This is a genomic window from Thalassoroseus sp., assembly GCF_984380535.1.
This window is the reverse complement of sequence record NZ_CFHRBF010000012.1, coordinates 205,888-218,513: the sequence shown is the minus strand read 5'-3', so window position 1 is coordinate 218,513 and position 12,626 is coordinate 205,888. Positions and strand designations below refer to the sequence as shown.

General features: G+C 53.4%; 9 protein-coding genes and 1 tRNA gene. 4 read left to right on the top strand and 6 right to left on the bottom strand.

All coding sequences use genetic code 11. The features are described from left to right. Positions 1–3: 3 nt before the first annotated feature. A complete protein-coding gene (ygfZ, locus tag AC5DDB_RS17870) occupies positions 4–1,152 on the bottom strand; it encodes a CAF17-like 4Fe-4S cluster assembly/insertion protein YgfZ (protein WP_491741108.1) in 1,149 nt (382 codons plus the stop codon). Positions 1,153–1,450: 298 nt separating this feature from the next. Then, positions 1,451–2,272: a 3-methyl-2-oxobutanoate hydroxymethyltransferase gene (gene panB / locus AC5DDB_RS17865; RefSeq protein ID WP_491741107.1), complete on the bottom strand. Its 822-nt coding sequence runs from the start codon at positions 2,270–2,272 to the stop codon at positions 1,451–1,453. 724 nt (positions 2,273–2,996) lie between these two features. Between panB and AC5DDB_RS17860 the strand changes: the two genes are divergently transcribed. Continuing rightward, positions 2,997–4,124, top strand: coding sequence for a hypothetical protein (locus AC5DDB_RS17860; protein ID WP_491741106.1), 1,128 nt, complete (start codon positions 2,997–2,999; stop codon positions 4,122–4,124). Positions 4,125–4,429: 305 nt separating this feature from the next. Next, a tRNA-Ser gene (locus AC5DDB_RS17855) sits at positions 4,430–4,518 on the top strand. A gap of 458 nt (positions 4,519–4,976) precedes the next feature. Here the strand turns inward: AC5DDB_RS17855 and AC5DDB_RS17850 are convergent. Then, entirely contained in the window at positions 4,977–5,342 is a 366-nt protein-coding gene (locus AC5DDB_RS17850) for a hypothetical protein (protein WP_491741105.1), read from the bottom strand. Here AC5DDB_RS17850 and AC5DDB_RS17845 point away from each other — a divergent pair. Both AC5DDB_RS17845 and AC5DDB_RS17840 read left to right on the top strand, forming a co-directional pair. After that, positions 5,341–5,877, top strand: coding sequence for an ECF-type sigma factor (locus AC5DDB_RS17845; protein WP_491741104.1), 537 nt, complete (start codon positions 5,341–5,343; stop codon positions 5,875–5,877). The two genes, AC5DDB_RS17850 and AC5DDB_RS17845, sit on opposite strands and share 2 nt — an antisense overlap. Next, complete coding sequence (locus AC5DDB_RS17840; RefSeq protein WP_491741103.1) at positions 5,843–8,212, top strand: protein kinase domain-containing protein; 2,370 nt, start codon at positions 5,843–5,845, stop codon at positions 8,210–8,212. Before AC5DDB_RS17845 ends, AC5DDB_RS17840 begins: the two co-directional genes overlap by 35 nt. Before the next feature lie 128 nt (positions 8,213–8,340). On the opposite strand, the gene AC5DDB_RS17835 is transcribed toward AC5DDB_RS17840, so the two are convergent. From AC5DDB_RS17835 to AC5DDB_RS17825, 3 genes are all read right to left on the bottom strand, one after another. Then, positions 8,341–9,039 carry a hypothetical protein gene (locus tag AC5DDB_RS17835; RefSeq protein ID WP_491741102.1) on the bottom strand — a complete coding sequence of 233 codons (699 nt, stop codon included), beginning with the start codon at positions 9,037–9,039 and terminating at the stop codon, positions 8,341–8,343. Positions 9,040–9,234: 195 nt separating this feature from the next. After that, on the bottom strand, positions 9,235–10,695 hold the full coding sequence (locus AC5DDB_RS17830) for an FG-GAP repeat domain-containing protein (RefSeq protein ID WP_491741101.1): 1,461 nt from the start codon (positions 10,693–10,695) through the stop codon (positions 9,235–9,237). 121 nt (positions 10,696–10,816) lie between these two features. After that, a complete protein-coding gene (locus AC5DDB_RS17825) occupies positions 10,817–12,595 on the bottom strand; it encodes a CRTAC1 family protein (protein ID WP_491741100.1) in 1,779 nt (592 codons plus the stop codon). Positions 12,596–12,626 lie beyond the last annotated feature (31 nt).

Sequence of the window (12,626 nt, the reverse complement as noted above, 5' to 3'; positions counted from 1 at the left end):
ACTTTATGTAGCATCCGCATCACGAGGCCAGTACACGACAGCGGGGGTCCAATCATCAGTGCAACGCACGAGAACCGTATGACCGGGAGCAATGAATTCGCTCCGGACATAACCCAACGCCCGCGCGTGTCCGTCAATCGGTGAGAGAGCATACGAAGTGATATGTCCGATTTCTCGGCCTTCTTGATCAGCAATGCTGGAACCCGGTGACGGCAAATCGCCGACATCCAAACGCAATCCACGAAGTTCGCGATTGACGTGACCCAAAGCATCAATGCGGGCGATCGGTTCTTGGCCGAGATAACAGCCCTTCTTGAAATTGATCGCCTGCGGAGTCCGGGAAACTTCCTGGGCTAAGTGGTCCTCGGTGATATCGATCCCGTAAAGCGGAAACCCGCCCTGGATTCGGAGCGTGTGAAACGCGAACGCTCCGCCCGGCTGCACACCGGCTTTGTGCAGGACATTCCACAGACTGGCGATTGTGTCCCGGTCGCCCGCAACCAAAAAGCTTGGAATTCCCAGCCATTCAACATAACGGACGGAGACAGCCGAATCCGACCACTCGTCTTCGCGATGATGATACGGGTCGGGATTGGGCAGCGGGAGTTTGAGTGCCGCGAGTTGCTTCATGGCATCCGGCCCGCAGACGAGCGTTTCACTGAGCTCACTTGTCCAAGATTTGAACTCGACATCCTCGGTGATGACGTAGCGATTGAAGTGTTCCAGCAATGATTCCTCAGAGCCGACAACCGTCTCCAACCACAAGGATTCCGAAGTCGCAAACACGAAAATATGAGCGAGGACACGCCCCTTCACGTTGGTAACGAATGCTTCACACCCTTGACGCGGCGCGAGGCTTTGGATGTCGGCGGTGCAAAAGTTATTCAGGAATTTCACGCGGTCTGCACCGGTGATTTCAATGTGGGCGCGTGTGGAGAAATCGAACATTGCTGCCGACTCTCGAGCAGCGGTGATTTCAGCCACCGGGTCGCCGAAGTGGATGGCCTCTTCGAAATCGTCGAACGGCTCGAACGCGGTCATCAGGGCGAATTCGCCACTGACAAATTGCAGCGTTGTGGTCGCGGCAGCGTCGGCATCGGCAAAGACGCCTCCCTGTTGTCGCTGGACGGCCTTAATCGGACAATTCGACATCGAACCCCTTCCTCATGGACGAAGAACTCTAAACCAGCCCGACTCCCTCCTGATGGCTGACAATGACCCCGGCCGTTCCTGTTCGACCCCGGTTCGATCAACTCATTTTCGATCGACAATGCATACCATGCACGATCTCGAATGGAATACCAGCTGCTGATCACATGATTCTGGTGATCTTCCATAGTCTAGCCGGACCGATTTGCGAAGTCATTGATGTTCCACGAAGTTTTTTGACTCGCGTCGGAGACCAAGTGGAAAGATCCGCTCTGCATTCGTCTCGAAAAAGACGCCGCCTTTAATCGTGGCTATGCTCAGGGCCAGGGAAGTGACCGCTTTGGACATCCTGGATATATTCCCGTGTGGCGTCCGTCGCAATCTGGTGCAACTCGGCATAACGTTTCAGGAATTTGGGTTGGAAACCGGTGGTCAGGCCGAGGAAATCTTGGCTGACAAGAACCTGACCGTCACACTCGGGACCAGCTCCGATGCCGATGGTGGGAATCGCCAACGATTCGGTGATCTTCTTCGCAATTTGCTGAGGGATCATTTCCAGCACAATCGCGAACGCCCCCGAGTCTTCCGCGGCTTTCGCATCGGCGAGAAGTTGGGCTTCATCGCGTTGAATCTTGCCCATCGACCCGACCTTGCGAACTGACTGCGGTTTGAAGCCAATATGCGCAACAACGGGTATGTCCGCAGCCGCGAGTGCTGCAATCGTAGCCGCTTGGTTCACGCCGCCTTCCAACTTCACGGCTGCCGCACCGCCTTCTTTCAGCAGTCGACCGGCATTGTGGACCGCATTATGTGGCGATTCCTGAAACGACATAAAAGGCATGTCCGCGATGACTAAACAACGACGAACCGCACGGGTCACCATTTCCGTATGGTAAATGATCTCGTCGACCGTCACCGGCAATGTTGTCGACTTGCCCTGGACGACCATCCCCAATGTGTCGCCCACGAGAATGCTATCGATCCCCGCATCGTCAAATAATCGCGCCCACAGGAAATCGTAGGCGGTGATCATCGTCAACTTTCGCCCCTGAGACTTGGCCGCCACAAACCGAGGCACAGTCATCGGTTTCGCAGAAGGCTGTGATTGGTCGGGTGCAGACATCAGCGGAAAACTCCTGCGGGCGGGGATCAGCACTAACTTCGTGCTTGGCAAACAACTGTTTGGTGAAGCAATTCGATCGGGCGAGGTACTCGAAGTCAGTATCGAAATCACCGTGCATGATCGCAAGAGTCAGCCGATCGTCGCTTGGGGAATTCCATGGAAGTCTTGTGGTAGAGCGGTGTATCAAAAAAGTGTGGCGAAACCGCACACTGCGTTGCAATATGGGACACCTGCAAACAATACAGCGAATTGAGCGATCAGAGGGTTAGTGTCATAAGCTGCCTATGTGAAATGACTTAAGGTTTTTTTGGTTTTTGAACCGTCTTTGGCGCGGTGATTGCACTATAGGTGTGGTGTCGCAAGGCAAGCGTTGGCCCGCACTTACCTTGTTGGCAAAACTAAAACGCCGTCATTGGTCGTATACCGATGGCGGTGTTTTTTTGTTTCTTTGGTCACTTCCTTGATCATTCCCCCCCTAAATCTTCGGACCGGTCACGCTGTCTCTCGTCTCACGTACCCTGACCGCACGAAAAATCCTTGCCTCTGCGGAATGTTCTCTTGAGTTGGTCTGTCAAGATCAATCCTTTTATTCCAGTTGGTCGAGGAGTTCGGACGATAACGATTCTGAGCACTGTCTGAAGTGCCACGAAAAGCGTCCGTTCTCAACGATGCGGAGTGGACTGCGCTGAACTACTGACAACGGATTTCCGGGGGGAAACCATCTATGGGAACGAACCGACGATTCGCGCGAGGGAAGATGATCTTCCGCGCTGCGGCGGCTGCTGGTTTTTGTTGGTCACTGATGACACCAAACACGGCGGATGCCCAGTTCGCACCACCGACTGGTCCGAGTGCCTACCCACCCACCGTTTCCGATCCCTCAGCCGGAATCTACGATCCCTCCGGTTACGCGAGCATGACTCCCGAAGGCGAATTCGGGAGTGATCCCTACGCCAGTGCGGGGATTGGTCCGGATGGCGAATTTCAGCCAGACGGTTCCAACGAATCTGTCCCGCCGGGTGTGAACGTCTTCGCCGGTCCGAACGCGGGCATGTTCAGCGTGGGGGCATCCCTGACGTCGGGAAAAGGCGATGCCGTTTGGAGTGACGTCCGCGATATCCAAGTCGGTGCCTACCACAACGACAATCAAACGCTCGTCAACGGTGGGGGAACCCTCGGGCTGACCTACGAGGATCGTGTCGGTCTCGCGGGACGCGCCCTGCTTGGCGGTGCGATCAATGACGACCGCAACGACGCCTTCAGCTTCTCCGGCGATTTGTTCGCAGGGTTTAAGACGGAATTCGTCATGGAACACTGGTTCAAAGCCGGTGTTCTCTACGATTTTCAAGAAGACTTCAGCCGCGTCGGTCCGGAAATCGGTGCGTTGTTCTTCGCCAATGGCCAACACCCCATCAGCTTCGATTTGGCCATCGCTTATGGCAACGGTGACCCGATTCTTGCCGGCCCATCCGGCCAAATTGGAACAGCCACCGGCATTGCAGACGAAGAAGTGCAACTCCGATTGGGAACGTACCTCACACCCAACCTGCAAATCGGAGCGACCGGAATCTGGTCCGATTGGGACAATCCGAGCTACACCGACTACGATGGCTATGGCGGATTCCTTGCAGTCACGCACAATTTCTATCAGTTCACGTTCGATATCACGACCGACGACGAAGTCCGGTGTTTTGCTAACCTCGCACTCACAACCGATGCCTTTGTGCTGAAACGAACACGAGACACGGAAACCGGAATTGTGCCGATGGTTCATCCCCGCGATTGGTTGACTCGTGCCGTCATTCGCGACGTGGCAGTCACAACGCAATCGGTCTCCAGTCTGGTCCCGTAGTCGCGATTCGTTGATCGTTAAGTCGACGACTGCGATGAAGAATCCACAAAACGGATGCGCGGCGTTAGGTCGGCATCCGTTTTCTATTGGTTAACCAAATAGAAACAGACGGCAATCGCCCGTGGTACGCCAGCGTCCAACGAACTCGCGACACCGAGAGGGCGACCATCACAACCCAGGACCAGCACTGGGAATTTCGACGACCCCGTCAACGGAACTCTTAGGCATTTCAGCCAGACCAGCGCTTGAACTTGACATTCCCAGTTTGGAAGCGATAATCGTCGCTCGTGAACTAAGAAAACCCCGGAGAGATGCCAGAGTGGCCGAATGGGCCGGATTGCTAATCCGGTGTTCGGGTTTACCCGGACCGCGGGTTCGAATCCCGCTCTCTCCGCTTGAAAGACTGGCGACCCGTTTCCTGACGGGTCGCCTTCTTTTTTGTCCCGTCTTTCTTTCACTTCTGTAATCCGCGACATCAATCTGATAGCACTCACCGGTATTTTGGGTAGCGTATCGAAATAGATGGCGAGACACGGAATCCGCCTCTTTTCAGAACCCCGATCGAATTTTGTGAAGCCCGGGAGTCCAAATGCTTGTTGCTGTTGGAAATACGGGCACGCCGACAAGACGCTCACGCACGTCATCAGAAGTTGAACGTGTCGGATGAATCCGAAGACGGCAGACTGCCCTAGGTCGGTTTTGAGGCTTGCAAACTTCCGTGCGGTTGACGATGTCGAGTCGATGAAAGACCTTTGAACGTCAAAGGCGAACCGCTTCGCGAGGACTGTGCGGTCTGTGGGCATACGCGGAAACGTGCTGGGGTTAACAGTTTTATCGAGAATCGTAGGTTGCTCATAAGTCCGGTCCGATTTGAGCGATTCGCTCAGGGGTCTTTGAGGTGTCACGGAAACGGGGCCATGGGGTGTCATGGACAATCGTCATGTTCACATGATGAATACCATTGCGATACGACGCTCGAACCGCGATGATGTACACTGCAATGAAATCATCGGGAATTCCCCGGCTGACTTGATCGTTGTGGCAGAGAAAGAGTTGGACGTTGTCGCTGCAGGATAAGGTTGTCGTTATTGCCCGAGTAATTTCGTCTTCGTAAACAAAAACCAGCAATATGTTCGATGACGCTTCCATTGGCCCTTGGCTACGCGGACTGGACCCAGTCGAGGCCGATCGCATGCAAAGCGAGTGGGAACGATTCATGAAGGCTCTCTTTTCGATCGTTTGCAGTCAACCCAAGCCACGCCCTTCGGACGCGGGCGACGATTGCCCTGATCTCATTCAAGTCTTGCTGAATGCCCGCGGGAATGAAGGCTTCAAGCAAGTCAACCGACAATCCGACTTATGGTGGTTACTACTGTGCACGATCAAAGTGCAAATGTCTGTTGAGACAGAAATCGTGGCTCAAGACAAGCTTTCGGAAATCGAACACAACGCGGACGGTATCGGTACCAAGAATCCGACCAAGGAACTATTTTTCGCCTTGGTCTCGACCAATCCCGATCAGCGGTTCCTCGATGCGAGTCGTGAGGTTTTCCGGCACTTGATTCGCGTTTTGAGGGAGCCAAAGCAACGCAGAATTGCTGTGGCCACAATTGAAGGCTGTCGGCCTCGGGAAATCGCCGAACGCCTACAGGTCGTGCCTTCAACCATAATCCGAAAACTTCGGATTATTCGAGACACTTGGCGTATCGAGGCCAATTATGAGATTCTCTCAGCCAAATTTGTACGAAGATAGTCGTCGTGAAGCCCTGGCCGTTGCAAACGGAATCGATGAACTTTGCGACCGGTTGGAACACGAATGGCGGGAAGGCCAGCGTCCCGATGTCGTTCGATTCGTCGAAGAGGCGACAAATCTCCCCCAAGATCAACTCTTGAGTGAACTCGTACCCGTCGATATTGCGTATCGTCGTCGTGCTGGGGAACACCCGGAACCGCAAGACTATATTTCGCGTCTTCCGCAACATGCGAGCACATTGGTCTATTTGTCGTTCGCTCAGGATCTGGAAACCGAGGTCGTTGAACTCAAAGTCCACGACCAGCGGCCCCATCCATTTATGTACTTCGGACGGTACGAACTTCATGAGCGGTTAGGCAAAGGAAGTTTTGGGGTCGTCTGGAAGGCTTGGGACAACGTGCTCGGTCGTTGGGTGGCCGTGAAGTTGGCTCGGGTGAGTGACTCCCCCGTGGTCCGTCAGATGTTTCGACACGAAGCGCAAGCGTTAGCCAAGTTGGATAACCCGTATGTCGTTCGTGTGTACGACTTCGGCATCCATGAAAATCTCGCATTCATTGTGTTCGAGTTCGTGGACGGGGAGGACCTCTCCGAATATCTCAAAAGGAAGCGACTGAGCAACGAAGAAATCGTGCAGATCATGCTGGCATTAGCCACGGGACTGGAGCATATCCATGCCTCGAAAGTTGTTCATCGCGACCTGAAACCGAAGAATATTCTCATTCGATCAGATGGCAACCTTCGAATCGCTGATTTTGGCTTAGCCCGCCAAATTGGCCATTCTAGCACGATTTCTCAAAGCGAACAGATCCTAGGTACCGTCCCCTTCATGTCGCCTGAACAGTTGACGGGACAGGAGTTGACCCCACGTTCCGACATTTATGCCCTCGGCATAATCTGTTACCAAATGCTCGTGAACTGTTTGCCTTACGAGGGTCCACAGGAAGCCGTCATTCAGAAGATCATCAAAGGGGACTTCCGCCCCCTGCATGCCTACCAACGGAAGATTCCTGCAGCGTTGGAAGATATTTGCTTGAAAGCCATGCACCGTGACCCCACTCAACGTTACGCATCGGCGACGGAACTACGAAACGACCTCGAGTACTATCTTGGTGGCGAGACGGCCATTCTGAAATCACTCCTAGAAACGCCGCCCCCGGTGCAAAAAAAGACAGAAAAGTCTCCCGAGGCGTGGCTGCTCGTCGGCGTTGCAGTGGCCTTCATCTCGTTAGTCATCTTTGGGGGGATCTACCTGTCGGGAGACGGAAATGCCGAGGCCACAGTCGCAGCAGCGGCGGCAACCGCATTGAACGAAGAAGTGCACGTCGAAATTCCAACGGAACCGGTGGGCGCCAAGTTGGCTGTCTATCCGATCGACCCATCAACCGGTGAAGTGAACCCGACCGAAGCCATTCCCATCTCGCAAGTAACACCCGTTCAAGTCGATCTTCGTCCGGGCGATTATCTTGTTGTTGCGTATCTGGCTGACGGCCGATTTCACGAAGTCTATCGCCGAGTGCCGGAAGCGCGAGCAACCATACCGGAAGCCCAATGGGCACACATCCGCTGGCGGAAAGTCGGCGATCGATTCGTCTTACCCAAGATTCGAATTCCCGATGCGTCCATCGCGGACAACATGGTCCTCGTTCGAGGAACTCAAAACCTGACCCTCTTGCCCCAGAATCCCGCAGAAACTGTTCGGCATGTCCATATTCCGGATTTTTACATCGAACCGTATGAATTGACTCAACGACAAGCCCGAGAGTTCTTCTTGAACCCGAAGGATAAAGCGGACGAACCCGGTTTCAACCAACCGGACCATCCCTTTTCCAATTTATCCTTTGATCGGGCGTTGAATTACGCGGAACTTTCCGGAAAGCGGCTGCTAACAGATCTCGAATGGCAGTACGCAGCAACGAACGGAAATCGCACTCAATTTCCTTGGGGAGACGAGATACCCGATCAAGAAGACCCAACAACATCGGGGTTAGGAGTGGTCGGAGAACCGCCATTTGATCGGACTCGTCACGATTCCCCGATTCATGGTCTTTGTTCCGGTGTTGCGGAATGGGTCGACAGTCAGCCTGTCATTCGATTTCCTAGGCAAGACAACCGGGATATTCCGAATTTGCTTGTGAACCACTTTGGTGTCAAAGGTGGAAACCGCGATGTGATTCATGGAGATTTTCGTGTCACCGCGAAGATGAGAAACCCGCGTCAGCAGGTCTATTATCCAAGAACCGAGTACGATATTGGACTGGGTGTCCGATTTGCACGCAGCGCCAAACCGCGGCTCAAGCCAGAAGACTTTCAACGTTACCAAGGCAAGTCGGAATAAGACAGGCCGGAGTTGAGTCTCTCCTTGTGGCCCAAATTGGTCTTCGTATGCTGATGTCATATACAAGCCACGATTCCGCCAAAGAACGGCGGAATCGTGGCTTTTGAGAAACCTTTGGTGTCGTCCGATTAGGGCGAAGTCAGACTTTTAGTCAGGGCGATCACAGCGGTCTTCTTTTTCCCATGATCATGCAGAACCGCACATTCGTGTGGCCCGTCATCCCGTCCAATATAAACTCGCACTGCAATAGGCTTGACACGGCCGTGTTCGATTTGCAATGCCTCTGACGGTTCATGACATTCAAAACCGACTCGAAACTTGAATTCCTCTTCCTTGTTGGGGGAATGTCCCTTTTCCAATTGGATGTCCCACACAATCACGAAAACCTCGCGAGCCGGGGCAGCGCCATCGACTTTTGTGATTTTGTAGAAATGTCGTTTGATCTTCTTAACGTGATTGGGCAGGGGCGATAGTACCTGTCCGGGATCTTTCTTCTTGGAAAGGCATGGATCGCTAGTATCCTGCTTCTCTGGCTCTGGTTTGAGTGGCTGCGAATCTTCTTTCTCTGCTGCGAAAACAACCGCTTCGCAGTTGCAATTTACGCAATTATGAGGAGCGCCAATTGGTGAGTAGATCGGTTGGGGTTGGGGGTTGAGACATTCGCACCCTTCTCCCACCATGTTGCATTCTTCGTAGACCTCGCCATACCAGTAAGGGCCCATGTCATAGTAGGCGCAGGCACATCCGGCGGCGTTGGCCCTCGCGGCTCCAAGTGTCAAGAAAAACCCGGATGCCAGAACAAACAATGCGCAGACAGTCACTCTCATTTTGTGGCCTCATCAAGTGGAGTGGGGATGTTTTCCGAACGGAAGACTAGAGTGTAACACGTGCACAAAGGTTTGTCTGTTTTCAATTTCAAAACTTTGTAATTTTCCTACTACAAGTTGGTTATGCAGATGATCTGCCTATGAGATTCGTCGTCGAATTGTTAGGCCTAGCAGTCCGGTACAGATCCGATGGGATTAGCCTTCGTTCCACCAAATCGAGATCCACTCGGGACTAGTCTTTGGATTCACGGCTGCATTGCCGACGGCGAGATCAGGCTTTCCATCGGCATCGAAATCTCCGACGGCGACTGTATAGTGCCCCGTGTTTTTGTCAGTTGAGATCGTGTGTCTCAGAAATTTTCCGGGGCTTGTTTGTTCCAACCAAAGGACCCGATCGGAAACGGCTTGCCGGTCGCGATCGATCAAGTTGTTTGGCCAGTTCGTGACCGCGACGATGTCCAAATCATTGTCGCCGTCTAAGTCTTGGCTGACGGCACGATACACGCCGGGAACGTGGGTCAAGATGTGGTCTTCAAATTGAAGATTCCCGGTATTTTCAAGCCAATGAATGGCGTGTGTAGGTTTGAGGTAAAAACTATCAAGTGTGTCGCCGTTCGTGTATAGCAAGTCGAGATCTGCATCGTGGTCGAGATCGACGAGTTCAATTCCGCTCGAACCGTATGAGGGGTCATTGGCTTCGAATATACGATGCGTTTCGAAGGTTCCGTCACCGCGATTCAGAAAGGCTTCGACAACCTCATGTTCTTGACTAATCAAGGCGACAAAATCAAGATCGCCGTCGTCATCCAGGTCGGCGATTTCGACGTGAATGGTGCCATGTCGTGGATCGAGGACCTGTTGGGTTAGTCGCGGGAGACGATTCTCGAAGCCTTCATTTTTCAATAGCAGGATACGACCAGTTTTTCGCCATCCAAATTCTGCGACGAGCACGTCCTCATCGCCGTCCTGGTCGAAGTCGGCGGTTTGCACGTCTGCTACACGGGCAAATTCGTTGCCGAGCAGCACAGGTTGTGAGTTCTGTTGGAATGGTTGTCGTAACCAGTGGACCCGCCCGTTCTGATGATCTTCGGGGTTAAAACTTCCCAAGTCGGCAATCAAAAGGTCTTGGCTTCCATCGCGATCGAAGTCCGTCAGTGTGACACTTGCCGGATTCTGGACCTTGGCTACGTTTGTCACTTTCGGATTGCGACCGTCGAATTCCACTCGTGCGACCACTCCGCTGCCCATATCGCAGAGCCAGAGTGATGCCGGCGTATCTGGTCGGGCTGGTTCCCATGCTAAGCCTGAGACACAAATGGCGTCTTGCTGATTGGGAGCCACGATCGATTGAGAAGTGAACGAAATTGGTGATTCTGATGCGGTTTCAATCACCGGTTGCTCAAGTCGTTCCGGAGCCAACGCTCGGTAGTACGCCACCACATCATGCATTGGCGGTGGCTTCAAATCCGTGCGTGCGGACGCATAGTAGAAATCGTAACCCTGTTGGACCTCGGCATGCCAAGCTGCTCGGGGAAAAGTGGATGGGGCCGGCATCGCATGACAATCCCCGCAGAATGCCTCGACTCGGGGACGCAACTTTTTCATGTCGAGCCGAGTCAAGTCGCTCGATTGGTCGTCGTTCCGAGGATCGGACATCGTCGTATCACGATCGTCATTTGAGTCCGGTGACGAATGGCATCCGCCCTCCATCAATGAAACAACGAGCAGCAATCTCCAAAGCCATCGCATTGGAATTTGTTTCCGCTAGAGTTCTCGACTACTTGGTTGTCTCAGGATCATAGGTCACAGTGACATATTGGTCGATGGGCGGCTGGTGAATGGTTTGCTCACTTCCGTCTGGCCAACGGACAGAGAGTACTTGCACGTCCTTTGTTGCCCCTAACCCGAAAAGCAGCCGATTGTCATTCGTCGACGCGTAACTACAACCTCCTTTAACCTGTCGAATTTGAACGCCGGAGGAGGTCTGGATTTTCGCGACTGCACCGATCAAATTCCGTGCGGGATTTTCGGATGCGAAAATGACTCCCAGCCAATGGTGATCGGCATGAGGGGTGATATTTTCGAGAACTGTCGCGGGCTCATTGACGTGCGAAATCACTAAGTCTGGGTCACCATCGTTATCGAGATCCCCGACCGCGACACCCCGCCCTGAGTGTGGTTCTGCGAAATATGCTCCGATGTCGTCAGCGACGTTCCGAAAACGCTGCCCTTTGAGGTTCTCGAATAGCAAAGGAAGTTGCCGCACGGGGACGCCGGAGGGATGCCGAAGCACATGACCATTCGATGTGAATACGTCTTCATCGCCGTCTAAATCAAAGTCCGCGAACACGGAACCCCAACCGACGAACAACCCCTCCACAGCCGTGACACCAGTTGCGAGACTAGCATAACGAAACAAACCGTCGCCGACATTCCGATAAAGGCCGAAACTTTCGCGTTCATAATTGGCAACCCAGATGTCGGGAAGTCCGTCGAGGTTGTAGTCGCCGAGGTCAGTTCCCATGCTTCCGTCGGGCGTCCCGCGTCCACTGTATCCGGTGCCGCTGGTAACAGAAATATCCTTGAGATTTCCTTGGCCGTCGTTGCGGTAGAGGAAATTCAATACGGTATCGTTGGCGACATACAAATCGAGATCGCCATCCACATCGATATCCGCCATGATTACCCCTAAACCCTTGCCATCCGACCGCAATCCGCAATCGTCGCTGCCGTCGCGAAAAGTCCCGTCGCCATTGTTGAGGTAGAGGATATCCCTCAGCGGCTCAAAACGCCTCGGGGGGCAAATCTCTTGGCTGTCGCGGGTTGGTCCCTGACAGAAGGGATGATTGTCGAACGACCAATCGACGTAATGTGCGACATACAAGTCGAGATGGCCGTCTCCGTTGATGTCTCCCCAGGCAGCACTGGAACTCCACAGAGAATCGTCGAGCTTGGCCGTCTTGGTTTGTTCTTTGAACGTTCCGTTGCCTTGGTTTCGTAGCAGCGTTAGGCCCCCGTATCCGGTGATTAGAATGTCCGGATAGCTATCGTTGTCATAGTCTGCGGCGGCCGCTCCATGGCTGTAATGCCAATCCGCTTCCAAACCGGCTTCCAGCGAGACATCGGTGAATTGCCAGTTGCCCTCGTTACGAAACAACTTCGGAGGAAGCCCCCGAATCTCACCGTTCGGACCGTACTTTCCACCTGTAGGAACGAAAACGTCGAGGTCGCCATCCAAATCGAAATCGAATAAGGCGACTCCGCCTCCAAGCGACTCCAGAATCGAGTAATGGTTAGCTTCCTCGTCGTTTCTGTAAGTCCCTCGAAGGCCAGATTCGGCGGTTCGGTCACGGAAGCGAATAATCGTCGCGGCGACTTCTGAATTGGAAGACTTCGGGATGCTAGCATTCTTAGAAGGTCGCGATGATTCAACGTCCGACTGTTGACCGGAAGTGATTTCGTCGGATGGATCGACTTCCTGCTGCGAACAGCTCGAGCAAATTCCGGTCAAAGCAATCAGGCAAACTACGGCGAACGCTGGCGAAACTTGGGCCATTCGATTTCGAATTCTATTTATACCGCGAACT

What these genes read in the sequence shown, in the direction of transcription:
- ygfZ (WP_491741108.1), bottom strand. Translation starts at nt 1,152, where the DNA reads ATGTCGAATTGTCCGATTAAGGCCGTCCAGCGACAACAGGGAGGCGTC.
- panB (WP_491741107.1), bottom strand. Translation starts at nt 2,272, where the DNA reads ATGTCTGCACCCGACCAATCACAGCCTTCTGCGAAACCGATGACTGTG.
- AC5DDB_RS17860 (WP_491741106.1), top strand. Translation starts at nt 2,997, where the DNA reads ATGGGAACGAACCGACGATTCGCGCGAGGGAAGATGATCTTCCGCGCT.
- AC5DDB_RS17845 (WP_491741104.1), top strand. Translation starts at nt 5,341, where the DNA reads ATGAAGGCTCTCTTTTCGATCGTTTGCAGTCAACCCAAGCCACGCCCT.
- AC5DDB_RS17850 (WP_491741105.1), bottom strand. Translation starts at nt 5,342, where the DNA reads ATGAATCGTTCCCACTCGCTTTGCATGCGATCGGCCTCGACTGGGTCC.
- AC5DDB_RS17840 (WP_491741103.1), top strand. Translation starts at nt 5,843, where the DNA reads ATGAGATTCTCTCAGCCAAATTTGTACGAAGATAGTCGTCGTGAAGCC.
- AC5DDB_RS17835 (WP_491741102.1), bottom strand. Translation starts at nt 9,039, where the DNA reads ATGAGAGTGACTGTCTGCGCATTGTTTGTTCTGGCATCCGGGTTTTTC.
- AC5DDB_RS17830 (WP_491741101.1), bottom strand. Translation starts at nt 10,695, where the DNA reads ATGTCCGATCCTCGGAACGACGACCAATCGAGCGACTTGACTCGGCTC.
- AC5DDB_RS17825 (WP_491741100.1), bottom strand. Translation starts at nt 12,595, where the DNA reads ATGGCCCAAGTTTCGCCAGCGTTCGCCGTAGTTTGCCTGATTGCTTTG.